The 24,710-nt window shown below is 42.5% G+C and carries 25 protein-coding genes and 1 riboswitch; of the genes, 10 read left to right on the forward strand and 15 right to left on the reverse strand.

Features of this window, described 5'->3' with window-relative positions:
* Positions 1–45: 45 nt before the first annotated feature.
* Together L0P88_RS00195 and L0P88_RS00200 are read left to right on the forward strand one after the other, a co-directional pair.
* Entirely contained in the window at positions 46–822 is a 777-nt protein-coding gene (locus tag L0P88_RS00195) for a carboxypeptidase-like regulatory domain-containing protein (RefSeq protein ID WP_247132635.1), read from the forward strand.
* Positions 823–914: 92 nt separating this feature from the next.
* Positions 915–2,612, forward strand: a complete 1,698-nt coding sequence (locus tag L0P88_RS00200; protein WP_247132636.1) for an alpha-amylase family glycosyl hydrolase — start codon at positions 915–917, stop codon at positions 2,610–2,612.
* A 2-nt stretch (positions 2,613–2,614) separates the two neighbouring features.
* On the opposite strand, the gene L0P88_RS00205 is transcribed toward L0P88_RS00200, so the two are convergent.
* From L0P88_RS00205 to L0P88_RS00215, 3 genes are read right to left on the reverse strand one after another with little or no spacing between them, the layout of a single operon-like run.
* The gene (locus L0P88_RS00205) at positions 2,615–2,995 is read right to left on the reverse strand and encodes a VOC family protein (RefSeq protein ID WP_247132637.1); all 381 of its coding nucleotides are present in this window, start codon (positions 2,993–2,995) and stop codon (positions 2,615–2,617) included.
* Between the two features lie 4 nt (positions 2,996–2,999).
* Positions 3,000–3,527, reverse strand: coding sequence for an SRPBCC family protein (locus L0P88_RS00210; protein WP_247132638.1), 528 nt, complete (start codon positions 3,525–3,527; stop codon positions 3,000–3,002).
* 39 nt (positions 3,528–3,566) lie between these two features.
* On the reverse strand, positions 3,567–4,220 hold the full coding sequence (locus tag L0P88_RS00215; RefSeq protein ID WP_247132639.1) for a TrmH family RNA methyltransferase: 654 nt from the start codon (positions 4,218–4,220) through the stop codon (positions 3,567–3,569).
* 90 nt (positions 4,221–4,310) lie between these two features.
* On the opposite strand from L0P88_RS00215, the gene L0P88_RS00220 reads away from it, so the two are divergent.
* Genes L0P88_RS00220 through purB form a run of 3 tightly spaced genes read left to right on the forward strand, consistent with a single transcriptional unit; the run spans position 4,311 to position 6,951 of the window.
* Positions 4,311–5,006, forward strand: a complete 696-nt coding sequence (locus tag L0P88_RS00220; RefSeq protein WP_247132640.1) for an SIR2 family NAD-dependent protein deacylase — start codon at positions 4,311–4,313, stop codon at positions 5,004–5,006.
* On the forward strand, positions 5,003–5,575 hold the full coding sequence (locus L0P88_RS00225) for a hypothetical protein (protein ID WP_247132641.1): 573 nt from the start codon (positions 5,003–5,005) through the stop codon (positions 5,573–5,575). The genes L0P88_RS00220 and L0P88_RS00225 overlap by 4 nt, the downstream gene beginning before the upstream one ends.
* A gap of 32 nt (positions 5,576–5,607) precedes the next feature.
* A complete protein-coding gene (gene purB / locus L0P88_RS00230; RefSeq protein ID WP_247132642.1) occupies positions 5,608–6,951 on the forward strand; it encodes an adenylosuccinate lyase in 1,344 nt (447 codons plus the stop codon).
* A gap of 130 nt (positions 6,952–7,081) precedes the next feature.
* Here the strand turns inward: purB and L0P88_RS00235 are convergent, their stop codons facing one another.
* From L0P88_RS00235 to L0P88_RS00260, 6 genes are all read right to left on the reverse strand, one after another.
* The gene (locus L0P88_RS00235) at positions 7,082–7,894 is read right to left on the reverse strand and encodes a mechanosensitive ion channel family protein (RefSeq protein WP_247132643.1); all 813 of its coding nucleotides are present in this window, start codon (positions 7,892–7,894) and stop codon (positions 7,082–7,084) included.
* A gap of 152 nt (positions 7,895–8,046) precedes the next feature.
* Positions 8,047–8,586, reverse strand: coding sequence for a DUF4252 domain-containing protein (locus L0P88_RS00240; protein ID WP_247132644.1), 540 nt, complete (start codon positions 8,584–8,586; stop codon positions 8,047–8,049).
* 71 nt (positions 8,587–8,657) lie between these two features.
* On the reverse strand, positions 8,658–9,200 hold the full coding sequence (locus tag L0P88_RS00245) for a DUF4252 domain-containing protein (RefSeq protein WP_247132645.1): 543 nt from the start codon (positions 9,198–9,200) through the stop codon (positions 8,658–8,660).
* 96 nt (positions 9,201–9,296) lie between these two features.
* A complete protein-coding gene (locus L0P88_RS00250) occupies positions 9,297–9,839 on the reverse strand; it encodes a DUF4252 domain-containing protein (protein WP_247132646.1) in 543 nt (180 codons plus the stop codon).
* 18 nt (positions 9,840–9,857) lie between these two features.
* Complete coding sequence (locus tag L0P88_RS00255; RefSeq protein ID WP_247132647.1) at positions 9,858–10,295, reverse strand: hypothetical protein; 438 nt, start codon at positions 10,293–10,295, stop codon at positions 9,858–9,860.
* On the reverse strand, positions 10,282–10,791 hold the full coding sequence (locus L0P88_RS00260; protein WP_247132648.1) for an RNA polymerase sigma factor: 510 nt from the start codon (positions 10,789–10,791) through the stop codon (positions 10,282–10,284). Before L0P88_RS00260 ends, L0P88_RS00255 begins: the two co-directional genes overlap by 14 nt.
* Positions 10,792–10,991: 200 nt before the next feature.
* Between L0P88_RS00260 and L0P88_RS00265 the strand changes: the two genes are divergently transcribed.
* Together L0P88_RS00265 and L0P88_RS00270 are read left to right on the forward strand one after the other, a co-directional pair.
* On the forward strand, positions 10,992–12,539 hold the full coding sequence (locus L0P88_RS00265) for a S41 family peptidase (protein WP_247132649.1): 1,548 nt from the start codon (positions 10,992–10,994) through the stop codon (positions 12,537–12,539).
* Positions 12,540–12,545: 6 nt separating this feature from the next.
* Entirely contained in the window at positions 12,546–14,048 is a 1,503-nt protein-coding gene (locus tag L0P88_RS00270) for a S41 family peptidase (protein WP_247132650.1), read from the forward strand.
* Between the two features lie 35 nt (positions 14,049–14,083).
* On the opposite strand, the gene L0P88_RS00275 is transcribed toward L0P88_RS00270, so the two are convergent.
* The 6 genes from L0P88_RS00275 to L0P88_RS00300 form a co-directional block, all read right to left on the reverse strand.
* Positions 14,084–14,797 (reverse strand): diphthine--ammonia ligase, encoded by a 714-nt coding sequence (locus tag L0P88_RS00275; RefSeq protein WP_247132651.1) that lies wholly within the window; start codon positions 14,795–14,797, stop codon positions 14,084–14,086.
* Positions 14,790–15,587: a cobalamin-binding protein gene (locus tag L0P88_RS00280; protein WP_247132652.1), complete on the reverse strand. Its 798-nt coding sequence runs from the start codon at positions 15,585–15,587 to the stop codon at positions 14,790–14,792. Before L0P88_RS00280 ends, L0P88_RS00275 begins: the two co-directional genes overlap by 8 nt.
* A gap of 135 nt (positions 15,588–15,722) precedes the next feature.
* The gene (locus L0P88_RS00285; RefSeq protein ID WP_247132653.1) at positions 15,723–17,081 is read right to left on the reverse strand and encodes a thrombospondin type 3 repeat-containing protein; all 1,359 of its coding nucleotides are present in this window, start codon (positions 17,079–17,081) and stop codon (positions 15,723–15,725) included.
* A gap of 105 nt (positions 17,082–17,186) precedes the next feature.
* Positions 17,187–17,879 (reverse strand): response regulator transcription factor, encoded by a 693-nt coding sequence (locus L0P88_RS00290; RefSeq protein ID WP_247132654.1) that lies wholly within the window; start codon positions 17,877–17,879, stop codon positions 17,187–17,189.
* Between the two features lie 251 nt (positions 17,880–18,130).
* Complete coding sequence (locus tag L0P88_RS00295) at positions 18,131–19,558, reverse strand: DUF5074 domain-containing protein (RefSeq protein WP_247132655.1); 1,428 nt, start codon at positions 19,556–19,558, stop codon at positions 18,131–18,133.
* A 1-nt stretch (position 19,559) separates the two neighbouring features.
* On the reverse strand, positions 19,560–21,389 hold the full coding sequence (locus L0P88_RS00300) for a TonB-dependent receptor plug domain-containing protein (RefSeq protein WP_247132656.1): 1,830 nt from the start codon (positions 21,387–21,389) through the stop codon (positions 19,560–19,562).
* Between the two features lie 28 nt (positions 21,390–21,417).
* Positions 21,418–21,655, reverse strand: a riboswitch (cobalamin riboswitch).
* 63 nt (positions 21,656–21,718) lie between these two features.
* Here L0P88_RS00300 and L0P88_RS00305 point away from each other — a divergent pair.
* Genes L0P88_RS00305 through L0P88_RS00315 form a run of 3 tightly spaced genes read left to right on the forward strand, consistent with a single transcriptional unit; the run spans position 21,719 to position 24,647 of the window.
* Positions 21,719–22,861, forward strand: coding sequence for an ABC transporter substrate-binding protein (locus tag L0P88_RS00305; protein ID WP_247132657.1), 1,143 nt, complete (start codon positions 21,719–21,721; stop codon positions 22,859–22,861).
* On the forward strand, positions 22,861–23,880 hold the full coding sequence (locus L0P88_RS00310; protein ID WP_247132658.1) for a FecCD family ABC transporter permease: 1,020 nt from the start codon (positions 22,861–22,863) through the stop codon (positions 23,878–23,880). The genes L0P88_RS00305 and L0P88_RS00310 overlap by 1 nt, the downstream gene beginning before the upstream one ends.
* Positions 23,880–24,647 (forward strand): ABC transporter ATP-binding protein, encoded by a 768-nt coding sequence (locus L0P88_RS00315; RefSeq protein WP_247132659.1) that lies wholly within the window; start codon positions 23,880–23,882, stop codon positions 24,645–24,647. The genes L0P88_RS00310 and L0P88_RS00315 overlap by 1 nt, the downstream gene beginning before the upstream one ends.
* Positions 24,648–24,710 lie beyond the last annotated feature (63 nt).

Genomic DNA, 24,710 nt, shown 5'->3' on the forward strand with positions numbered 1-24,710 from the left:
CATTAAATTCCGTTGTTTTGTATCTTTAAGGTTGAAAATTGCTTGATGAAAAGACTTTTATGCTTCACTTTCCTTCTCCTAGGGACACTGGTATTTAGCCAGGAAAATGAGGAAGATATCCAGGCCGAAGAAATCGTTGCCACAGTGCTCAATGCCCAAACGAACTTCCCTTTGGAAAGTGTGCATGTCATTAACTTAAACAAGGTGATCGGAACCATCACCGACCAAGATGGTAAATTTAGGATTACTGCCGCCGTAAATGATACCCTTTATTTGACCTACCTTGGTTTTAAGCCCCAAAAAGTAAGGGTGACCAATGACATGTTTCGAATTAAGGACACCAAGATATTCCTAACGGAATTGGCTTATGCCCTGGAAGAGGTGATTGTAAGGCCCTATCAGCTTACAGGGTACCTGGAGATAGATGTAAAGAACCTACCGGTCAACAACGCGTATCAATACAGTATTTCAGGACTTAACAAGAGTTATGAAGGGGGCAGTAAAAGTCCAAGTGCCGTCACCAAAGTCCTTGGTGCCATCCTAAATCCCGCAGATCTGCTCCGTAACTTATTTGGCAAGAAACCACAACAGATGCGAAAATTGCGGAAAATGAAAGAGGATGAGAACATCCGGGATCTTTTGGCCTCAAAATTTGATCGTGAAACACTGAAACAGCTACTCCAACTTGAAAAGATGGATATTGAGGACATCCTCAACAATTGTAGTTATTCACGATCCTTCATACAAACCGCGAATGACCTACAGATTCTGGATGCCATAAGCAATTGCTATGAGGAATATAAGGTGCTTAACAGGGGATAAGGCTTGGCATTTTCCGATTTTCCGAAATCCCCATTTAAATAAATTTTCTATTCTTGCGAGCATTTTATAGCTTTAGGCAAAATCCTCAAAGCATGAGAAAACTACTTATCGCTATGTCGATATTGACTTCTCTTTTTGGCTGCAAAAACTCTCAAAAAGAAACGCCCCAAAAAAATCCGGAAACCCTCACCACAAACCAAAAGCAGGATGAGCATTCCAAAACCCCTTTTGTTTGGGAGGGGGCCAACATCTATTTCCTTTTAACGGATAGGTTCAACAATGGACAACCTGAAAAGGATATCAATTTTGAACGTAAGGACTCCACGGCAGTGCTTAGGGGATTTGAAGGAGGGGATATTGCCGGAATTACCCAAAAGATTGAAGACGGATACTTTACCGATTTAGGAATCAATGCAATTTGGTTTACCCCGGTTGTTGAACAAATCCATGGCGCCACGGATGAAGGAACCGGAGTCACCTATGGCTACCACGGGTATTGGACCAAGGATTGGACTACGATCGACCCTAATTTTGGCACGAAGAAGGATTTGGAAAACCTGGTCAAAACGGCCCATGCCAATGGAATCCGCGTTTTACTGGATGTAGTTCTCAATCATACAGGGCCGGTAACGGCCATTGATCCCGTTTGGCCCGATGAGTGGGTGCGAACATCCCCGGCTTGTGCATTTGACAATTATGAAAATACTACGGCTTGTACCCTAGTACGCAATCTTCCCGATATTTTAACGGAATCTGATGAACCCGTGGAATTACCGGATACCTTATTGGCCAAATGGAAAGAGGAAGGTCGTCTAAGTCAGGAATTGGATGAACTTAACCTTTTCTTTGAGCGTACGGGATATCCCAGGGCGCCACGATTTTACATTATCAAATGGCTTACGGACTACATCCATGAATTTGGAGTGGACGGATTCCGGGTGGATACGGTTAAACACGTTAATGAAAATGCATGGGCAGAATTAAAAAAGGAAGCAGATTATGCCTTTGAAACCTGGAAAAAGAAGCACCCCAACGGCGTATTGGACGATAAACCGTTCTACATGGTAGGGGAAGTTTATAATTATGGTATCTCAGGTGGGCGCAGTTTTGATTTTGGCGATAAAAAGGTGGACTACTTTGCCAACGGTTTCACCAGCCTGATCAATTTTGATTTAAAAAACGATGCTAACCAGACATACGAGAAAGTATTTAAGAAGTACAGTTACTTGCTCAACACAAAATTTCAGGGAAAAAGTGTCCTTAATTATCTCACTTCGCATGATGACGGTAACCCTTATGATGCTGACCGAAGCAAACCCTATCGCTCGGCAAACATGTTATTGTTGACCCCAGGGGCCTCACAAGTATATTATGGGGATGAAACCATGCGTCCCCTTAAAGTGGTGGGCGCAGAAGGGGATGCGAACCTTAGGTCCTACATGAACTGGGAGGACCTGGATACCGTACCAAAGGTTCAAAAGGTTCATGAACACTGGCAAAAACTGGGAAAATTCAGAAGAGATCATCCCGCCATTGGAGCTGGTAAACACAAAAGGTTGGCCAAAAGCCCCTATGTTTTTTCCAGAACTTATATTGATGGGGAGTACCGTGATAAAGTTGTCGTTGGACTGGATTTGCCCAAAGGCAAAAAATCCCTTCGGGTAAAAGGGTTCTTTGGTGATGGCACCGTATTGTACGATGCATATTCCGATACTCGGGTCATGGTCAAAAATGGTAAGGTCGTTCTCGAAAACGACTACGACACTGCCCTCTTGGAACCCAGTGAGTAGTGTTATTTCCTGGAATGTAACGCTATACGGTTACCTTCTGAGTCGTGGAACAATCCCATATAGCCAACATCCGGACTTATTTGGGTTTTGGGTTTTAAGATGTGGCCTCCCACATTTTCAATTCGGTCCAACTCATTTTGGACGTCTTCACTGGCAAAGTAAATCAATACACCTTCCTTATGGTTTGGAATATACCATTCGGGCTGTAAAATCAAGGAACCTGAACAACCTGCTTTCCCTTCGGACCAGGGAAACCAACCCATTAATGTTCCCCCAAAGTCCTGTACTTGAATGGTAATTTCAAATACTTCTTCGTAAAACTTCCTTGCACGGTCCATATCCGTTACCGGAATTTCAAACCAACCTACCATATTCTGTTCCATTAGGTTACTTTTCCAAGAGGCCCTTTAATGAAGCCAATCCCTCCTCAAAATCCTTTCCAACCATCTTATCCATGCTCATAAACAGCATCATGATACTGAACGGAAACTTGTTTTTCCCCGAAAAACCCCAGGTGACTTTTGTCTTTCCCGATTCCGCATCTTCCGTTTCAAAATAACAATCGGATTCGGACTTCCAGGGTTTTAGAAATCGTAGTTCCCCTTCAATACGTTCGCCATCCACAATTTTGGTGATTTCCTGTTCGCCCTCTCCCACTTCTTTGTTCCCGTTCCAGTAGCTCACTGAGCCAACTTCCCCGTCGTTTCCCCTATATTCTTTGTGCATGTCAGGGTCCCTTTTTGCCCAGGGCGACCATTCGTCCTGCTTTTTTAAAGAACGCAAAAAAGGAAACACCTGGTCCTTAGGGGTATCGATCACTATAGATCGGGAAACATCATAGGTTTTGGGGGCCAGTATTGCCAGGATAAGTATGAGCAAAACAATTCCGGCCAAAATGTAAAGTAGTGTAGTCATCTGTTTATAAATTGGTTACGTTTAAATGTACAAAAAACATCAATTCCCCTGGTAACGACTGATAATCTGTTCCACCTTCTTGATGGACTTTTTGGTCCAATCCAGCCGTTTTTCCAATAGTTCGGCTTGGGTCAATTGCCAAGGAAGTGTTGTTTTCCTTAGATTATCGGCAAGTTGTTGAATGATTATGGCGGCTGAAACGGATACGTTAAGACTTTCGGAAAAACCTACCATTGGAATTTTTAAAAACCTATCCGCCTGTTCCAAAACCTCCGTGCTCAATCCTTCCCATTCCGTTCCAAAAAACACTGCTGTTTTTGTATCCACTTGAAACTCGGAAAGTGAATATGCATCTTGGTGGGGGATCGTTGCCACAATGGAATATCCCCTTTCCTTAAGTATCTTGATGCAATCCGTAGTGTTTTGGTGCCGTACTAGATCTACCCATTGCTGCGCCCCTAAGGCGATGTTCTTATCCAGCTTGTCCCCAAATCGGCCCTCAATGCTGTGTACCTCTTGAATGCCAAAGGCATCGCAACTTCTAAGAATGGCACTGGTATTGTGCATTTGGTATACATCCTCAATGGCCACGGTCAAAAATTTGGTACGCTCGGAGAGCACTTTGCGAAAACGTTCCTTTCGGTTCTCCGTAAGGTAATCTTCCAAATAGGCCAGCAAATCACAATCGATCATAGGATCAAGATAATGAAAATACTATTTTTGAATTCCAGCTTCCATTTAAGTAAGTTGGGCGACGATGTAAGTATCCAAAAACACCTGACAATGGACAAAAAAAGAGTTGTTGTTCTCACTGGAGCCGGAATGAGTGCCGAAAGTGGCCTCAAAACCTTTAGGGATGCCAATGGGCTTTGGGAGGGCCATAATGTTATGGAAGTTGCTTCCCCGCAGGGCTTTTCCAGAAATCCAGAACTGGTTTTGGAATTTTACAATCAAAGGCGTCGGCAGCTTTTACAAGTGGAACCCAATGCTGGCCACAAAGCCTTGGTGGAACTGGAAAACTATTTTAACGTCGATATTGTTACCCAAAATATAGACAACCTCCATGAGAAGGCGGGGAGTTCCGCAGTATTACACCTGCATGGGGAGCTTTTAAAGGTCCGAAGCATTAGGGATGAAACCACGATATTGGATTGGACCACCGATCTTGTTTTGGGTGATTTGGACGCCAGGGGCCACCAACTTAGGCCCCATGTGGTGTGGTTCGGGGAAATGGTACCCATGTTGGAACCCGCTATTGCAATTACCGCCATGGCGGATGTATTGATCATTATCGGAACATCAATGCAGGTATATCCCGCCGCAAGTCTCATAAACTATGTCCCCTCGGGTACGCCCATTTATTTTGTTGACCCCAGACCCACTATTCGGGAAATGGATTTTGAGCACTTGACCATTATCCCCAAAACGGCTGTTGAAGGTGTTCCCCATTTGGTTCAAAAACTTGGTAAAGACCTATGACTGCCCAGCAGTTACATAGGCAACTCAATACGGGGCGGATAAATAAACCGGATGTGGACAGACTCGTTGCCCGTGTACTGGCTTCCCCAGAATTGGTGGGGCCATTGTTCAAGGAAGTAGATATCCATGATAAGGAGGATAATTTTGCCGCAAGCTGGATATTTGACCATGTTATGCGTAAGAAATTGGAATTGATCGTACCCATCCTCAATGATTTTATCAAGGGATTGGATCGGATGCAATCGGAATCTTCCATACGTCCCATGGCCCATATATGTCAACTGTTGACACAGGCCTACTACAAGGCGAAACACCCCCTTTTCATAAATGCGTTGTCTTTGGCTTATTTGGAAAAGATGGCTACGGTGTGTTTTGACTGGCTCATTGAAGAGCATAAAGTGGCCACGAAAGTTTTTGCCATGACCAGTCTGTTCTATCTGGGCGAAACCTTTGATTGGATACGGCCTGAGCTGAAATCCGTTTTGGAACAACATCTTCCCCAAGGTTCCGCCGGGTTTCAAAATAGGGGAATTAAAATCCTGAACAAACTAAAGAAGTTGGGGTATTAAGCTATCTTTGAGGTTTTCTAAAATCCACTTCAATGTCTTTGAATCCACTAAATGCCATTTCACCGGTCGACGGACGTTATAGAAACAAAACAGCATCACTTTCAGTCTTTTTCTCAGAGGAGGCCTTAATAAAGTATCGCGTCCAGGTTGAGATTGAATATTTCATCGCCCTATGTGAATTGCCCCTCCCCCAATTAGCGGATTTTGATGTTCAAAAATTTGAGGAATTAAGAAAAATCCATCGTTTATTTTCAGCCGAGGACGCAGCCACCATCAAGGAAATAGAAAGAACCACAAACCATGATGTAAAAGCTGTAGAATACTTTATCAAACAAAAGTTTGATGTTTTGGGCATAAGTGGGCATAAGGAGTTTATCCACTTTGGCCTAACATCCCAGGATATCAATAATACGGCCATTCCACTTTCCATTAAGGATGCCATGAATGACAGCTATGTTCCCGTTTATGTTAAGCTATTTGAAAAACTGAAGGATTTGGGCAAGGTTTGGGCATCGGTCCCCATGCTGGCCAGGACACATGGCCAACCGGCTTCGCCAACCCGATTGGGTAAGGAGATAGAAGTGTTTGTGGAACGTCTAAAACAACAATTTGATTTACTGAACGATATCCCTTCGGCCGCAAAGTTTGGAGGGGCCACAGGAAACTACAATGCCCATAAAGTGGCCTACCCCCAAATTGATTGGAAAGCTTTTGGGCAACAATTTGTACAACAGAAACTAGGACTTCACCATTCGTTTCCCACCACCCAAATTGAACATTATGACCATATGGCTGCCCTGTTTGATGGCTTAAAACGAATCAATACCATTCTAATTGATCTAAACCGCGACATCTGGACCTATATTTCCATGGACTATTTTAAACAGACCATCAAAAAGGGGGAAGTTGGTTCCTCGGCCATGCCGCATAAGGTAAATCCCATCGATTTCGAAAACTCCGAAGGAAATCTGGGTATGGCCAATGCTATTTTTGAATACTTGTCGGCCAAACTTCCTATTTCAAGATTACAACGGGACTTAACGGACAGTACGGTCCTCAGGAACATTGGGGTACCCTTTGCGCACACCCTTATTGCATTTCAGTCCACATTAAAAGGCTTGGACAAATTGGTGCTGAATCAAGAAAAGTTTGAGGCAGACCTTGAGGACAATTGGGCCGTTGTTGCCGAAGCCATCCAAACTGTTTTACGCAGGGAAGGATACCCAAATCCCTATGAAGCGCTAAAAGGATTGACCCGAACCAACGCGAAAATAACCCAGAAGACCATGGCAGATTTCATTGAAACCCTGGATATATCCCCAACCATAAAATCTGAGCTAAAAAAAATAACCCCAGCCAATTACACTGGGGTTTAATTGCTCCAAATCAATTTATCGGTCATTTCATACGTTCAGATTGCGGTAAAGGCAAAGTTGAAAAATGCATGTAGCGATGGGTGCGAATTTCCCATAGCAGATTCCTTTGAAATGACAACTTTGCAGTCCCTTATTTCTTTTCGATCTGTACTTCGTGGGGATAGGGAATTTCAATACCTGCTTTATCCAGGGCCAGTTTACATCCTTCATAGGTAGCAAAATACACATCCCAATAGTGTTCTGGTTTGCAAAATGGACGTACCGCAAAGTTTACGGAACTATCCGCCAATTCCAAAACATTGACCGAAGGTGCCGGCTCTTTCAAAACGTTGGGGTTGGATGTCAACACCTCTAGTAATACGTCTTTGGTCTTTTTAATATCTTCTTCATAGGCCACCCCTATAACGGTATCCACGCGTATCTTTCCCTCGGCGGTATAGTTTACAATGTTTCCGTTGGCCATGGTCCCATTGGGAATGATAATCAATTTATTTTCTGGGGACACCATTTTTGTGGTGAATATTTCAATTTCCTTGACCACACCAAGCTCTCCTTGTGCTTCAATAAGGTCGCCAATCCTATACGGTTTAAAAATCATGATCAATACACCTCCCGCAAAATTGGAAAGGGAGCCTTGCAAAGCCAGACCAACGGCCAAACCAGCTGCTGCGATTACCGCTGCGAAGGTGGTCACGTCAACCCCTAACTGGGAAATGACCAAAAGAATCAAGAACACCTTCAATGTCCAGGAAAGAAGGTTTAAGAGAAACTTTTGCAAGGATTCATCGTATTTGCTTTTGGCCATCACTTTCCTAAGCCCTCCGACCAGCTTTTTAACAATCCACGAACCAACGATATAAATTAAGATGCCGGCTAGCAACTTTGGGCCAAATTCTTTGGCCAAGTCCAAACCATAGGTTATCCATTCTTGTGCTTTTTCCATTTTGCTTTAGATTTTGTTAGTGTTCCATTTAGGTATTAGGACACTAATATAATCAGTAAGTCACCACCCTTTTTTAACTTAAGGTCAATTATGGGCACAAAAAAATCCCAACTTTAAAAAGCTGGGATAATTCGTATTGATTTTGTTCGGGCCTACCCTTTTAAAAACTTGCCTATCTCTCCTAATCCTTCACCCTTGTATTCCGATTTCTGGATGGCCTGCATGAGCTGTACAATATGGGCAGGGTTCATATTTTTTCCCAATACCCGAACCAGAGCGAACCCCTGTTCCTTACTATCACCATAAATAATGACCTCGTCAATGGCATCGTCCTCACCTAGGTATTTTATGACCCCTTTCCCATATTGGGAGTTGATTTTCATGAGTTCCACAAAATCCTCGTTCTTCAGGATTTCCTTTACCTTGGCCTTCTCCATTTTGTACTCCGCTACATTTTCACTGGTTTTTTTGAAGGCCAACAAATTGAACTTCCTTAAGGATTCCACAGCTTCCCTTTGTACATTGGTAAGTTCCACCTCTTCCATTTTCAGGATACTGACCGGAATATCCAATGCTATAAAATTGGGGTTTTCCATATTGTCCACATAATATTCCTGCAGACTGGGTTGGGACGCACAGGAAGCCATGAACACCAGTGCAACCATTGCCAATCCTTTTACTATATTCTTCATTGCTCCTTTATTGATTGATTTTTTAATAAGTATGGGTTTAGGGCCTTTTGTTACACTCCCTTAACCAACTTTTATTCTTCTTTATTAACTTTTTCCAAATCTTTGGGAAGGTTCATTTTATTGACCAGTGAACCAATCTTGGTCAAATCAATATCCCCGGTCATGGTAACAAGAACCGTTTCAAAATTGGCATGTTCCGTCTTTTTGTCCATACCCGTTACCAACATCACCATTTCACTCACATGGTCGCTGTCCTTTCCTTCCTTAACATAAAAGTCCACATGGGAATCATCATCCCTTACCTTCATTAAGCTTTCCAATTTTGATGTTTTGATATACCCTTTTGCGGTGGATTTCATCATTTTTGACGCAGCATGATCTTCGGAAACAAATACCTTGATATTGGTAATGCTTTTGGCCAATTCAATAAATTCCTGTGTTTCCTTATCCTTGTCATCGGCGGACATGCTGGCCACTATGCCCAACATTCCTTTACTTATGGTCACTGTTCCAATTTTGTCCGAATCCTCCAATTTGTCAAATACGGATTGGCCAATGGCCATAACCGGTACAAGAAAGAGGGAGACCACAATTGTTCTGACTATATTTTTCATGTTCTTTTAAGGATTGATGGCCCTTGGACTTTGCCTAGGGCAAATTTTAAAAAAACGGGTTGGTAGCGATTCCCACTACCAACCCGGTGTTTATACTTATTCTCCTTTTTTACCCGCTTTGTTCAACTCTTCCGGAAGGTTCATTTTTTTGGTCAGGGAACTGATTTTGTTCAAATCAATATTCCCGGTCAATGACAACAGTACCGTTTCAAACCGCCTGCCATCGGCTTCAACTTCTTTGAGCCCGGTAACAAACATCAACAATTCACTGACATGGTCACTGTCCCTACCTTCTTTGATATAAAATTTCACATTGGCATCTTTGTCCTTAACACGCATCAACTCAGTTAACGAAGCTGATTTTAGGTACTTGCCCACGGAAGCTTTCATATCGGCACCAATGGATTCGTTATCCGTTGTAAACACCTTTAGGCTATTGACGCTTGTGGCAATATCCATAAAGTCCTGGGCATCTGGATCATCGACCTCAATATCCATTTTGGCCAATAATTCAAAGGCCTTCTTGGAAACGACCACTGAGGTCACGTCATCCAGGTCCTCATACTTGTCAAATAAAGATTGGGAAAAACCGGCAATCGGTATTACGGCAATCAATACGATTAAAATATACTTCTTCATTTTTTTACTTTTTAATTTCTATTTTTCATTGAACACTTTTGATCTTGCGACCTCAAACTCATTTAAATAGGCCATCTTTTGGGTTCCTTTTCCAAAATTCTCGGCCAATAGGTTCAAGGCCTTCTTTGTTTCCTCATAGGCAAGTTCTGCCTCCTTTCTATCTTGGTATGCCTGGTATTGATCAGGACCAAAATAGATGCCAAAAGCCAGTACAACTGCCGCTGCAGCGGAAATCCACCCATAGTTGATCTTCTTTCTGGTGTTTAGTGGAACCTGCTTGGTAAATTGTTCTTTCTTGGCAACGGAAAAGTAATTGAACATGGGCCTGTATTGTTCCAGGTGCGGCGCAACCGCCTTTTGGGCAAAATAGTCCCCAAGTTCCTTCTCTTCAGCAACCGTAGTGTTTGCTTCAAAGTACTTCTCCAAAAGTTTTTCTATGTAGTTATCCAATTCCATAACTATGTTTTTGTTGTAATTTTTCCCTAACTGTTTTTCTTGCCCTAGAGAGGGTCACCCTCACTGCCGTTGGTTTCATATCCAACATTTGGGCTATCTCATCATAATCATAATCCTCCACGTCCCGCAATTGTAAAACCATTTTTTGCTGCTCTGGCAGTTCCTCCATTATCCGTTCTACCCATCCCACACTATCCTCGGCTTCCAATTGTCGTTGTACGGAAACCGTTTCGTCCTTATAATTGCTGTGGACCAATTTCAAGTTTCCCGCTTGTTTGGATTTTAATCGGTCCAAACAAAAATTCTTGGTCATCGTCATCGCAAAAGCCTCTACACTTTTGTATTGGCCCATGGATTCATTTTTGGACCAAAGCTTTAGCAATATTTCCTGGGTAGCATCTTCCGCTTCTTCCCGTGACACCAATAACCGTTTGGCCATGCGATAAAGTTTGTCCTTAAAGGGCATAACCATTGCTATAAACTCTTTTTGTTGCATTTGGTGGTTTCGCGTTTTGTATATCTTGTTATCGACTTACACCTTCATGACGACATACAACGAATTTTGTTACAAATTCATTTCTATTTTAATTGAATGTAAGTATTTTAGGGTTTTTGAAACTAAGATTGTTATAGAATACCACTGGGAATTCGCAAAGCTGGAACGATTCTTGGGGATACAATGAAAACTTAATTGCTATGAGAAACCTATTTATTCCACTGACCCTTTTGTGTTTTTTTCTAACATCATGTTCCAACGATGATGATACACCGGAAGTGGAACAACCACCACAACCACAGGAGGAAATTGTGGAATTGCAAAGTGAAATCAATGAATTTATCTGGAGTGCGATGAATACCTGGTATTTATGGCAAGACGAGGTCAATGACCTGGCGGACGACCGATTCGCCGATACCAACGCCTACTATACCTATTTAAATGGCTTTAATTCCCCCGAGGGATTGCACAGTGCTATTTTATCGCCCAAAGACAGATTTAGTGTCATTGTAAGTGATTATGATGTTTTGTTCAATTCATTTTCCGGTGTCGCCACCACAAATGGGGTTGAATTTGTGTTGACAAGACCACCTGAGGGAGGGACTGCCGTTGTTGGAGTGGTACGTTACGTAATCAATGGTTCTGATGCGGAAACCAAGGGAGTTCAACGTGGGGATGTCTTTTATGCCATAAACGGTACTGCCCTTTTTGCCGTAACGGATGAAGCAGGACGAATTACAAACAGTAATCTTGATCTGCTCAACCCCACCACATATACCATGAATTTTGCTACCATAGCCAATGATACAACCACGCCAAATGGGGTAAACATTGAGTTGACCAAAACAGAGCTTGTTGAAAACCCTGTACACATAGCCAAAACCTTGGATGTCGGTGGCAGTAAAATTGGATATGTAATGTACAACAGTTTTACCAGTGATTTTGATGATGAACTGAACACTGCTTTTGGACAATTACAGAATGAAAACATAACGGATTTGGTATTGGATTTACGGTACAATCCGGGGGGGTCGGTACGGTCGGCAATTCGATTGTCCAGTATGATCACGGGACAGTTCAACGGGCAGCTTTTTTCAAGACAACGATGGAATCAAAAATGGAATGACCTCCTGGGAGGTGAAGATACTTTTGTAAATACCATAACTATAAGTGATGGCGATGATGAAACTATAGTTCCAATCAATAGTCTGAATCTTAGTCGGGTTTACATCATAACCACGGACGATAGCGCCTCAGCAAGTGAATTGGTCATAAATAGTTTGGACCCTTATATTAGGGTTGTCCATATAGGTGATACGACCTCTGGAAAAAATGAGTTTTCGGTGACCATGGTGGACAATCCCACTCAACAAGTGGGTCTTACCAATGGGGAATCCATTCCATTTCCATATATATTCAATGGAGATCAAACTCTTAATGGTGCGGATCCGGATCATAGATATGCCCTGCAACCTTTGGTAGGCACCAATGAAAACGCCGTTGGGTTCAGTGATTTCACCAGTGGTTTGGAACCGGAAATTGTAGTGCTGGAATCCTTGGGCAATTTAGGATTACTGGGCGAGCCGGATGAACCCCTACTGGCCAGGGCCATTGAGGAAATTACGGGACCGGTTACCAAGGGCAGATCCTTGGAAACACCGTCCCATATGCAAATCCGTACCATTTCCAGTTCCAATAGATTAAATCCTCTGAAAGGAGGAACGATCTATGATGTATTTCCAAATTAGTCCCTTATGGAATATTTGTACCGCTTACTGTCAAGGAACTTGTGGCAAGGCAGAATAGTGCTGCTATGCAGTATGACCCTTGTCCTCCTTTCTTGCAGTGATGACGATGACGGAGGGCCGAACCCGATTTCAGATGATGTTACGGTACAAGACTTTATGTGGCAGGCGATGAATGAGTGGTATTTTTGGCAGGCGGATGTTCCGGATTTAGCGGATGACCGGTTTGCCAATGACCAGGAATACACCGAATTCTTGCAGGCTACCCCAAATCCTGAGGATTTTATACAAAGTCTCCTGTTTTCAGAGGACCGATTTACTTTTTTTGATGAGGACTTTGAAGTACTGCTCAACTCCCTATCCGGAGTGAGCAAAAGCAATGGATTGCAGTTCTTTATTATTGACCTGACGGAAGATGACACTGACAACGTATTCGGGTTTGTACGAAATGTTGTACCGGGATCGACTGCAGCACAGGCCGGGCTTAAAAGAGGGGACATTTTCTATGGGGTTGACGGACAAGTACTGACACCCGGGAATTTTGGGGGTTTATTGTTTGGTGACAATGATACCTACACCTTAAATATGGGTGAAGCAGATATCGCCAATAGGTTGGTAAACCAAACCGAAAACGAAATCACCTTGACCAAAATTGAAGAGTTCCTCGAACCCCCCATTCGGGAAGCAAGAACCCTTGACGTAAATGGCCAAAAAATCGGATACTTAATGTACCAACGATTTAATAGGGATTTCAATGACGAGTTAAATGAGGTGTTCGGACAATTTGTAGCGAATGGTGTTACGGACTTGGTTTTGGATATGCGTTACAATCCCGGTGGCTCGGTAAACACCTCACGCCTTTTGGCCAGTATGATTTACGGTCCAAATACAAATGACCTCTATATTCGGCAACGCTGGAACGACAAACAACAAGCACGTTTTTCGAATCTGCAACTGGAGGATTATTTTGCCAATGAAGTACGATCCGGTGTAGCACTCAATGCCTTAAACCTCAATAGGGTATATGTCTTGGCCACCAATCGATCGGCTTCGGCAAGTGAATTGCTCATGAATGGTCTGGACCCTTACGTTGAGGTCATTCATATTGGCACGACAACGACTGGAAAAAATGAATTCTCCATCTCTTTGGTGGATGATCCCACAGGGGTAAATGGTCCCTACACCTATGGGGATGGAAGAAGGGAAAACCGGATCAATCCCGACAACAGATGGATCATACAGCCGTTGGTGGGGAGAAATGAAAACTCCGTTGGCTTTCTGGACTATACGGCCGGTTTTGCCCCGGATATTGAGCTTAGGGAAGACGTATTCAATCTGGGAGAATTGGGTGATGTCAATGAGCCCCTATTGGCAAGAGCACTGGAGGAAATCACAGGGGTTTCCAGTAAACAGGCCCAAAAGTCCAGTTTTGGGGAACCTGCGGCCTATAGGGATTTTAAAACACCCGTTAGGGAATTTATGATTCTTGATAAACCGTTGGATTTGAATTAATACCATGGCAAGCAACATTCGTTGCCTCCCGTACCTCAACCCTTTAAGTGTAAATCGCAGTACCAAAACCCATATTCGGAAACATCCGTATTTTGTTCCGTTTTGGGGGCGGGATATGTCTTATAAACAATTTCGCCCTTGGTAAAGGCGATAGGCCATTGAAACAATGGGCCATCAAAACAAAAGGTGTGAAACTCACCATTTTCCCCACAGGAATCTACATTTGATGGCAGATCATCCAAAAACGATCGGTCAATTACCCGGCCACAAAAGGATTTGTCCAATACCTGGGCGTTTACACAAATGACTATTGCCCTCATACCCAGGTCAATAAAGTCCAAAAGTAATTGTCGGGTATCCTTTTTCCAAAGTGGAAAAACTGCCTTAAATCCCAAGGGGTGTAACATCTGCTCCCTATAGACCTTTAAATCCTCCAAAAAAATATCCCCAAAATAGGAATGGGCGTAACCCTGGTTTTGAAGCAATGTCAGGCGTTCCCCCATCGTAGTGCCATAGGCCTCCATAGTAGGGTTTTCCGGTAGCTCAATTACTTCCAACGGAATGCCAAGGGATGCAGCCTGTGCCTCCAATAAACTTCTATGGAGCCCGTGCATGGATACCCTTTGATATTTTTGACTGATAGTGGTTACCAGCAGGTCAACCTCTTTACCTTCTTTTTGAACCATGTGCAGTGCCATTGCAGCATCCTTGCCACTGCTCCAATTAAAAAATGCTTTTCCCTTATCCATATTTTTCTTTCCAATCCAAAAGGAGTTTATGTATGAGCGGCAGACCGTCCAGCAGAGCAGCAGGACCAGGCTGCAGGATGATTTCAGATTTTATTTCATGGATGGAATCGGTTTTTAGGGCGTTGATTTGCTCCCATCCCTCGCGTGTTATCATTTTGTCCTTTTTGAACATTTTACCGCACCAAGAGGCCAGTATCATATCAGGATTCCGGTCAATTACCATATTGTGGTTGGCCAGGATACGATCCTTTGCCAATGATGCCTGTCTATCTTTAAAAACATCGGTCCCACCAGCAATTTCAATGATTTCACTTACCCATTGGATCCCTGTTATCAGAGGGTCATACCATTCTTCAAAGTATACCTTGGGTTTTTTGATCCAACTTTTGGTTTTCTGTTTCATATGAAGGATATCACCCTCAATTTTTTTTACCAAATCCAAAGCAGCATCTTTTTTATCAACCAAGGCCCCCAACTGCACCATCATTTGTAATATCCCATGAATACTTCTATGATTGTTGACCCACACCGTGATGCCCCGGGCAATTAATTCTTTGGCAATGGTAGCTTGAATATCCGAAAAACCAATAACCAAATCGGGTTGTAACGCCAATATATCGTCCGTTTTAGCCTCTAAAAAAGTAGAAACTTTGGGCTTTTCCTTTCTGGCCCTTTTTGGTCTGACCGTGAAACCGGATATCCCAACGATCCGTGCTTCCTCACCCAGTAGATATAGGGTTTCCGTGGTTTCTTCCGTAAGGCATACAATACGTTTGGGGCTATAGTCCATAGGAATGGGTTGGTATTGTTTCCCCGGTAATTTAGGCTATTTTAAACTAAAAACCTTCCCAAAAATTAAGAATTCCGGGAAGGTTTTTCCAATTAGTTTGACTATGTCAGACCATAGTCAATACATTAGAAGAGATTATCTTGGAACATACATTTTTCTATCTCCCTTTTCACTCCTAATTATATATAGACCGGTGGGTAGTGACATTACAGCATCTGTTTCTTCCATAATGCTAGAGACTTCTTTGGAAACAACCTTTCTACCCGTCAGGTCATATATTTCAATCGGATATTGCTCCAAAATTAGGGCAGAATTAATTCTTGCCTTAGATTGAAAACCAGTTGGACTAAGAACGGGCCCCTTTCCTGATGATGATTGAGTGTAAGAAAATTGTACTTGAAATGCCGTACTATCGTCTTGGCCATTTGGACCTGGTAAAAAGTAAAAGTAGCGAGTACCAGTAGCCAAGTCGCAAATACCTATACTATTGCCACCAATTAGTTCCGTAAAGCTATATTCAAATGTATTACCACTACTTAAATCAGTACTTGATTCCCGATCATCCCAAATACAATCCCCGAAAAAACTAAAAGAACTGTTAAAGGAATAAAAAGAGGTAAGAAAAGTACTATTAGCTGTTAAATCTCCTGTATTTTTAAGGGTAACAACGAAGTCATACTCACCATTATTACGTATTGTAGGGGGAGAATCATTATCGGAATCACTCGAATCATAAATCGTATTTAAATTACCAGTGAACTCATCCCTTTCTTTAATTTGAACTTTATCAACTATTACAAAGGCCGGGTCATTTGCCGGGCATCCATTATTTGATGATGGTCCAGCCTCATTGGGACATTCGTCTTCAAAGTTTTCAACACCATCTCCATCCGAATCACGATTATCTTGGGTATCACAAACATCACCTATACCGTCATTATCCTGATCGGCTTGATTCGGATTTGGATTGTTGGGGCAGTTATCAAAAAATTCCAAAATTCCATCACCGTCATTATCATGGCCATAGTAAATACCATCACCACAATCCGAGCAGAAATCATTAAATGTAAAGGTAAAAGTGTAGTTGTTCACATAATTTGGAGAAATCACCCAAGAATTACCTCCAAGATATCCTACTATTACAACCTTGTAAGTGCCTGAAGGGTAATTTGGAAACTCATCTACCAATTGAATTGGGTCAAAAGAAAACCTAAATCCATTAGATATGGTATCATACTGATTAGTTGATATAAAACCCGCGACCGGCCATGTTGTAAAAAATGAATCATCATTTGTACTAGTAATAAAATAATACCATTGAGGCCAAGAAGGAGCAGTACTACTTAAATGATCAAAGGTCAAATCAAATTTATAAGGCTTTCCCAGTTCTTGATCATTTAAACCAGATCTAGAAAAATTTACATTTTGAATAAAACTCTGAGAAGAAACAAAAAGTGTGAAAAAAAACAGAACTAGTGTAATTTTTTTGTGCATAACATTGTGATTTAGGGATTAATAAATAGTTCCATTAAAATTAAAACAGGAACAATGCAAAAAAGAGAGAAAAACCTCATATTAAGTAAGGTAAATCCTTCTTTTTTATAAATACCCACCATCCGTACCGGCCTGGATAAGATCTGAAAGTTGCCCCGTAGTTATTCCAAAAAAAGAAAAAAGGTTTCTTTTCCTTTTTTCAATTCCGGACATTGACAGATAGACCAACTTAGGAAGTTCATTCGTTCTAAAACCTTTGGACAACAAATAGAGGATTTTTCTATCAATTTGATCCAAAGGTCTATTAGCAAGCTCTAAATGCCTACTCAACATTTGTACGATTCTTTCACTGTAAAAAACTTTATCTTGTAGGATAGTTTTAAATCCTTCTGTTAAAGTTTTGCCATCCAGGTCACCTTTATAAGCAAGTCCATTTGGATGAAGGGTTTGTAAAATACCGTTCAATGTATAGTTGCAGGATATACTGGTGATTACAATAATTTTTGTGTTGCTCGATTCTTTCCTGATTTTCAACCCTATATCCTCTCCTGACAATACTCCTTTTTCCTCATAGATTGGCAAACGGTAGTCTAGAATGACTAAATCATATAGTAAACTACCCCTAATGCTATTTGAAATACACTCAAGTGCTTCCTCGCAATCATAAGCAAAATGAAAAATATGCTTTTTGGCATATTCTATAACAATTGGCTCCAATACCTTTTTGTATCCTTCACAAACAAAAGGATGGTCTTCAACAATCAAAATGTTAAAACCATTATGCACCCGTTGCTGCATTTGAATTGAAAGTTTTTAATCTATGCTTATTGTAGTCCACAGAATCATCTGGAAAACCCTTAGGTTTACAAAACAATTGCTATCCATGTTAAAAAGGAATCCAAACAAAAGAAGTTTGGTTTTTACTTTTAGTCCAAAAAAGCAATTCCTTTTTTGTGTATAATTAGAAAGACTTAAACTAGCTAACAATCAATTAAAAGCGTTGCTAAAAAGGGCGGTTTTATATATCAAAGCCGCCCTTTTGGTTATTATTAACGTTCGGCCTCACCATTAATATATACCTCTCCAGGGCCTATGGAAACCTCTTGGGAGAGCAACAGACTGTTGTTGGACAAATCGTAGACCTCAAGTGTTCCATTTTCCACAAAGCTTTGATTGACACCATAAAGTTTTCCGTCGATTACGCTCATGCGATAAAAACCAATGTTGGTGGTTATTACAGAAATTGATGGCAATTCAGTCGCATCTGTTTCCAATGGATAAATGGAGCTTGCCAAATAGTAATAAAGTACTCCTTCATTAATCGATAAAAACCTTGGATGCTCGGTAAGGGCAAAATCAAAGGTGGCTTCAACATCGTTACTGGAAACGTCGATTCGGTCCAATTGCCCTGCCACCTCCGGATTTGGGTCTTGCGGCCCCCAAGGCGAATATCCGCTGCTTAGCACCCAAAGCTTACCATCTGCATCAAACTGCAAAGAACTTGGGGTAGTGCCTACAGTTATCGTGTCGGTAACACTATCGGTGGTCGCATCTATAACGGAAACGATATTGTTTCCACTAAAATTACCATGGGCCACATAAACAGTATTGTCCTTGGCCAAAAGGCGCTCTGGACCTTCAGGCACGGAAATCTTGCTCTCTACCGTGTTATTTTCCAGGTTTATGACCGCAATAAAATCATCATCGGGATTAAAAGTATCGCCCCAATTGGTCACGTAACCTTTTCCATTTACAACAGTCATGTAACGTGGATTTAAGAAATCGTCTGCGCCAGCACCACCTATCGTGGCTACCGATTCAAAGGTATAACGATCCACCACTTCTATTCTTTTGGAAGCATTGAGGACAATATATCCAAATCTGCCATCAAAGGCCATACTTTGGGCGGTATCACCCCAGGCATCAACTTCATTGACCGATTTATAAATTCCATTTTCCACCCTTGAATAATCATCGGATATAAAGGAAACCGAGGCATTTCCTTGGTTAAAATTCCCTTCGTGAACCACCAAAATTCCATTTTCAAAGGGAAAAGAATCGTTATCCGTAATGGTCAATGTCACCGAACTATCTGAAGAGATGAAATCCGTTCCACCATCCACAGCGGTCAAGGTAATTGTAATCGTTTCGCTTGGTTCAACGTCGTCGTCGTCCAACAATACTAGGTTTTGGGTAACCGAACTTTCCCCTGCACCCAATGTCAAAGTCCCGGGAAGCGCAGTATAATCTTCCCCTGCAACGGCGGTACCGGAAACTTCATAGGTGAGTGTCACATCGGTGTCAAATGTTTCCGTTGTGTTAAAGTTTACCGTAATGGTTCCGCTATCCTCTCCAAAGGTATCTTGTGTTATCGAAATACTGACACCAGGTAGTACCGGTTGGTCATCATCATTGTTACAGCTGGTAAAAAATAGCCCTGTTAGGGCAACCATCAAAAAAAATCGGTTTTTTCTCATTTTAAAAGTTTAATACTAATTGGGTTTGAATATTTCTATTGGGCATTGGTCGCAATGCAATATTTTCATAATACACGTTGAACAGGTTGTTAAGGGTGAAACCAAGCCTACAGTGCAACTTGCCTTCTGTTTTAAAGGAATAGGTTACCCCTGCATTGGCTACTTGGTACCCATCCAATTCCCCACCGATGATGGCTACCGAACCATTGTAGAGATGCTGGTAAAAGGCACCAAAATTGGAGAAGCGATAGGCCAGGGAAGCATTGCCCCTATGAAAAGGCACATAAATCAATTGTTCTCCCGTTGCTTTATCTTCAGAAACGGTGTAGGCATAGTTGGCGTTAAAGTCCACTTCTTGTTTTTCACCAATGGATTGGTGTATTCCGAGCTCCACTTCCACACCATAGATTTGTACATCATCCACATTGACAGGCGACCAGATTCCTTGGGTATTGGGCAGCCAACGAATCATGTCCTCGGTGGAAATGTAGTAGCTGTTCAATTGTAGTGTTAGCGGGTCCAGCTTGAACCGGTGTCCCAAATCCACCTGATACGATTGTTCCGGTTGTAATTCCAAATTGCCGCCTGGTTGCCAGTATAGGTCATTGAAGGTGGGCATTCGGAAATTACGGGATGCATTCAATTGAAGTTTGTAGACACGACCAAAATCATAACTTCCATCCCATGCAAAAACAATAGGACTGGAAAAATCCGATGAAAAATCCTGTCGCAGGCTCAGATTATACCTCAATTTTTCCATTAACGTATGTTTTACCAATGCGGTAATGGCAAAATCGTTTCGTTCCGGTGCACCAAAACTGCTTCCCTTACCCGTAAAGTTGTTGTATTCCACGAAAGAATTCAATCGAAACGAATTCGAAAGTTCAACATCCAGGGAATAGCGCGCCAATACCGTGGTCACCCGCCCATCCGAAAAATTGTCCGAATCCCTATTTTCAAAATACCTGAACCCTTCGTACAGATGTGCCACCTTTAGTTTACTAATGGCTTTTTCCCCAAATCTTCCCCATTCCAATTGGGTCCGAAACTGATTGTCCTCATATCGGCTACGCCCAGGCGCAACCAGGTTACCGGATAGATTTCGGTCCCCAATAAAACTTTGATGGTACAAACGAAGTACATCGCGGTCATTTAATCGGTAACCCGTGTTAAAGTTTATATTAAGGTGTTCAAACTCGCCATTGGTATTTCGTTCATCCGTTTCCAGGTACAAATAGTCATTATCGGAGCTATTGTAGTTGACCCCAAAACTCGAAGACCAATTTCCAGTACCAAAACTATTGCTGTAATTCAGGCTACGGGTATCAAAACTGCCATAGCCTGTCACCACTTGATGATCTGAGTGCTTTTCGAACTTTAAATCATTATTTAAATGAACGGAACCTCCTATGGCTCCGGTACCAAACTGGACGCTACCGCCACCGCTACGTATCGCTACCGAACTATAGTTCAAAGGATTGACCGTATTGAAATCTACCTGACCATTGAGCTGGGAGTTGATATTGATGCCGTTCCATACAACGGCCGTATGGGAAGCATTGGTCCCGCGAAACGACGGGGAGGAAACCATTCCCAAGCCGTTTTCCTTAAAATAAATGGCACTGTTAAAATGTAAAAGGGAGGTAAGGAATGTACCATTACGTTGTATGGTACTGTCCTTTAATTCAGTAACCTTATGACCTTCCGCATAACGCCTTACACGTACATCCGAAACGGTAACCTCATCCAAACGATGGGTTGTCATTTCCTGTGCGCTTAACCTAAAAAGCGATAGTAGTACCAGTGATATAAAGAGATGTTCAGTCTTCATAACAGCAAACCTTTATCCCGAAGGTTTTTAAGTTTTAATCGAATCAGGCAGGTCTCCTGGCTTTCAATTTGTTATTCTACCTTCCCATCCCAATAGGTATCGGAACAGTGGTATTGAAGACAATAACAACTCTTTGCAGAGATGCTGAAAATGCTTCAGCATATGATTACAGTTGCGGGAACAGCTCCGGATTTACACCGAATTCCCTTTTAATTGAAGAACTCTATTTATTAGGAATCCTTCAAACCTAAATCTTGAACGAAAGTACGTATTTAAATTCAACTGCGGATTCTTTTCCCATAATTTTCAATTCGTCTAATTTTGGGGCCATGATAAAAACGAGAATTTTACCACTGCTACTTCTTGGGCTGGTGATCTCCTGTAAGAAAAATGTAAGACCCGTCAAGCAAGTTCAGGTCCCGGATACCACCACAAGCTACGCCAAAAGCTTCTCCATGGAAAGCAGCGATGGATTTACCGTGCTTCAAGTAAACCGCCCCTGGCCAGGGGCTTCCAAAGCGTTTCGCTATTTAGTGGTTCCCAAGGAAAAACTGGCCACTATGACCTTCCCTTCCGATGCCTATGATGCTGTGATTGCCACCCCCATTACCTCTTTGATAGCTACCTCAACAACGCATATTCCAGCTTTGGAAAGTTTAGGGGGATTGGATAAATTAATTGGATTTCCCGACACAAAATACATTTCCTCCATGCCCGCCAGGGAATTGATTTCCACTGGAAAAATTAAGGAATTGGGTACCAATGAAAGCCTTAACACAGAAATGGTTTTGGAATTACGACCTGATGTGATCATTGGTTTTGGTATCAACGACCAAAACAGCGCATATCACGTTTTCCAGAAAGCCAATATCCCTGTGGTATTCAATGGGGATTGGACGGAAGAAACCCCATTGGGCAAAGCCGAATGGATCAAATTCTTTGGGGTGCTATTGGATAAACAAAAGGAAGCCGATAGTATATTCAGGGCAATTGAAACTTCTTATCAAGAAATGAAAAAAATAGCCGCTAAAGCCGCCAAAAAACCTACGGTATTGAGTGGGGCCCTGTTCAAGGACGTCTGGTATTTACCCGCTGGGGAAAGTTGGGCCGCCCAATTCATCAAAGATGCCAATGGGGAATATCTTTATCAAGCGACCTCGGGAACCGGTAGTTTATCCTTGAGCTTGGAAAGCGTTTTGGAAAAGGGGCAACAGGCCAATGTTTGGATCGCCCCTTCACGGTTCACATCGTATCAGGAAATGGAACAGGCCAATGCGCACTATCAACAGTTCAAAGCTTTTAAGGCCAAAAAGATATATACTTTTGCCAATACCCGGGGGGCTACCGGGGGCCTTCTGTACTATGAGCTGGCTCCGCAACGGCCCGATTTGGTATTGCAGGATCTGGTACATTTTTTCCATCCAGAAGTCCTACCGGACCATAATCCCTACTTTTTTACACCTTTGCAATAGTGCAGACCATAGCATCCCATAAGCCGCAATTTATAGCCTTGTTCCTGATTTTATTGGTATCGGGCCTGCTAAATATTAGTCTGGGATCGGTAACAATACCCCTGTCCCAAACCTTTAAGGCCCTTTTTGGAGAAGCTATGGAGAATGCTTCATGGGAATACATTATTTACAGTTATCGCTTGCCAAAGGCCGTAACGGCTATTTTGGTCGGGGGCGGGCTTTCCTTAAGTGGCCTTCTCATGCAGACATTGTTTCGAAATCCATTGGCGGGACCGTTTGTATTGGGTATTAGTTCCGGAGCCAGCCTTGGAGCGGCCCTTCTTCTGATGGGGGCAACACTTCTGGGCAGCATTTTGGTATCCGATGTTTCCTTGGTAGTGGCTGCCAGTGTCGGTAGTTTTTTGGTCCTATTGGTGGTGGTTCTGGTAGCCAATCGCGTTAGGGATACAATGGCTTTGCTGATCATAGGTTTAATGTTCGGGAGTATCACAGCTGCCATAGTAAGCGTATTGGCCTATTTTTCGGATGCGGAACAATTGCAGCGCTTCATTTTTTGGACCTATGGAAGTGTGGGAAACCTCTCCTGGAACCAAAATGCCTTGCTCGGTGCAGTAGTTATTGTTGGCGTGGCCCTAAGTGTGCTCCACATTAAAAGCTTAAACGCCCTCCTATTGGGAGAACAGTACGCCCAAAGCCTGGGGATAACCTTAAAAAAATCACGCTTGGGAATAATTCTGGTTACAGGCTTATTGGCCGGTAGCATAACCGCATTTGCGGGTCCCATTGCCTTTGTAGGCCTTGCCGTTCCCCATTTAACCCGGCAAATATTCAAGACCATGGACCATAAGGTGTTGGTCCCTGCAGTCTTTTTGTACGGTGCCATTTTATTGTTGCTCTGTGATACCATTGCCCAATTGCCTTCATCGGCCCAGGTTTTGCCCATTAATGCCATTACATCCATTGTAGGGGCTCCAGTGGTCATTTGGTTATTGGTGAGAAAACGTAAACTATTCTTTTGATGCAGCACCTCATTTCCATAAGGGACTTGTCCGTTGGTTATAAATCCAAGGCCGTGGTCGAACATATCAATTTTCAACTTGAACAAGGGGAACTGTGTGGAATTGTTGGTGTTAATGGCATAGGAAAGTCTACCCTATTAAGGACCATGGCAAAGCTACAATCCAAAATCGCCGGTGAGATACGTATAGGAACAAAACCGTTATCCAGCTTTTCGCCACTGGAGCTCGCAAAGCAACTATCCTTGGTCCTTACCGAGTCCATTGCCACAAAGAATCTAACCGTTCAAGAGTTAATTGCACTCGCCAGGCAGCCCTATACCAATTGGTTGGGAACATTGACCGAAGGGGATAAGGAACAAATTGAAGGAAGTATCCAACAATTTTACTTAGGTGGACTAAAAACCAAAAAATGCTTTGAACTTAGTGACGGCCAGTTGCAACGGGTTTTGATTGCACGGGCCATGGCACAGGATACCCCCTTATTGTTTTTGGATGAGCCTACCACACATTTGGATCTTTCCAATAAGGTCCAGATTTTTACACTGCTACGGCAAATGGCCCATGAGCATCAAAAAACAGTGGTCTTCACTACCCACGAAATCGATTTGGCCATTCAGCTTTGTGATAAAATCCTGATTTTGGATGGAAAAACCAACCCTTTTGCCGCTCCCTGTGAATTGATTGAAAAAGGAAGTTTTGAGCGCATATTCCCTTCGGAATTGGTACAATTTGATGCCAAAACCGGCTCTTTTAAAATAAAGAAGTAACAAACCACAGATAGGAGTCCAGGAACACCCATTTTTTGGTTTCCGCATCAAGTGCGGAATGAC

The sequence above is a fragment of the Muricauda sp. SCSIO 64092 genome (genome assembly GCF_023016285.1).
Lineage (GTDB): Bacteria > Bacteroidota > Bacteroidia > Flavobacteriales > Flavobacteriaceae > Croceivirga.

Coding starts and splice junctions, on each gene's coding strand:
- purB (WP_247132642.1), top strand. CDS start 5,608: ATGTCTTTGAATCCACTAAATGCCATTTCACCGGTCGACGGACGTTAT.
- L0P88_RS00300 (WP_247132656.1), bottom strand. CDS start 21,389: ATGAAGACTGAACATCTCTTTATATCACTGGTACTACTATCGCTTTTT.
- L0P88_RS00250 (WP_247132646.1), bottom strand. CDS start 9,839: ATGAAGAAGTATATTTTAATCGTATTGATTGCCGTAATACCGATTGCC.
- L0P88_RS00255 (WP_247132647.1), bottom strand. CDS start 10,295: ATGGAATTGGATAACTACATAGAAAAACTTTTGGAGAAGTACTTTGAA.
- L0P88_RS00215 (WP_247132639.1), bottom strand. CDS start 4,220: ATGATCGATTGTGATTTGCTGGCCTATTTGGAAGATTACCTTACGGAG.
- L0P88_RS00315 (WP_247132659.1), top strand. CDS start 23,880: ATGCAGCACCTCATTTCCATAAGGGACTTGTCCGTTGGTTATAAATCC.
- L0P88_RS00210 (WP_247132638.1), bottom strand. CDS start 3,527: ATGACTACACTACTTTACATTTTGGCCGGAATTGTTTTGCTCATACTT.
- L0P88_RS00305 (WP_247132657.1), top strand. CDS start 21,719: ATGATAAAAACGAGAATTTTACCACTGCTACTTCTTGGGCTGGTGATC.
- L0P88_RS00275 (WP_247132651.1), bottom strand. CDS start 14,797: ATGGATAAGGGAAAAGCATTTTTTAATTGGAGCAGTGGCAAGGATGCT.
- L0P88_RS00245 (WP_247132645.1), bottom strand. CDS start 9,200: ATGAAAAATATAGTCAGAACAATTGTGGTCTCCCTCTTTCTTGTACCG.
- L0P88_RS00200 (WP_247132636.1), top strand. CDS start 915: ATGAGAAAACTACTTATCGCTATGTCGATATTGACTTCTCTTTTTGGC.
- L0P88_RS00285 (WP_247132653.1), bottom strand. CDS start 17,081: ATGCACAAAAAAATTACACTAGTTCTGTTTTTTTTCACACTTTTTGTT.
- L0P88_RS00280 (WP_247132652.1), bottom strand. CDS start 15,587: ATGGACTATAGCCCCAAACGTATTGTATGCCTTACGGAAGAAACCACG.
- L0P88_RS00225 (WP_247132641.1), top strand. CDS start 5,003: ATGACTGCCCAGCAGTTACATAGGCAACTCAATACGGGGCGGATAAAT.
- L0P88_RS00205 (WP_247132637.1), bottom strand. CDS start 2,995: ATGGAACAGAATATGGTAGGTTGGTTTGAAATTCCGGTAACGGATATG.
- L0P88_RS00265 (WP_247132649.1), top strand. CDS start 10,992: ATGAGAAACCTATTTATTCCACTGACCCTTTTGTGTTTTTTTCTAACA.
- L0P88_RS00240 (WP_247132644.1), bottom strand. CDS start 8,586: ATGAAGAATATAGTAAAAGGATTGGCAATGGTTGCACTGGTGTTCATG.
- L0P88_RS00220 (WP_247132640.1), top strand. CDS start 4,311: ATGGACAAAAAAAGAGTTGTTGTTCTCACTGGAGCCGGAATGAGTGCC.
- L0P88_RS00295 (WP_247132655.1), bottom strand. CDS start 19,558: ATGAGAAAAAACCGATTTTTTTTGATGGTTGCCCTAACAGGGCTATTT.
- L0P88_RS00195 (WP_247132635.1), top strand. CDS start 46: ATGAAAAGACTTTTATGCTTCACTTTCCTTCTCCTAGGGACACTGGTA.
- L0P88_RS00270 (WP_247132650.1), top strand. CDS start 12,546: ATGGAATATTTGTACCGCTTACTGTCAAGGAACTTGTGGCAAGGCAGA.
- L0P88_RS00290 (WP_247132654.1), bottom strand. CDS start 17,879: ATGCAGCAACGGGTGCATAATGGTTTTAACATTTTGATTGTTGAAGAC.
- L0P88_RS00235 (WP_247132643.1), bottom strand. CDS start 7,894: ATGGAAAAAGCACAAGAATGGATAACCTATGGTTTGGACTTGGCCAAA.
- L0P88_RS00260 (WP_247132648.1), bottom strand. CDS start 10,791: ATGCAACAAAAAGAGTTTATAGCAATGGTTATGCCCTTTAAGGACAAA.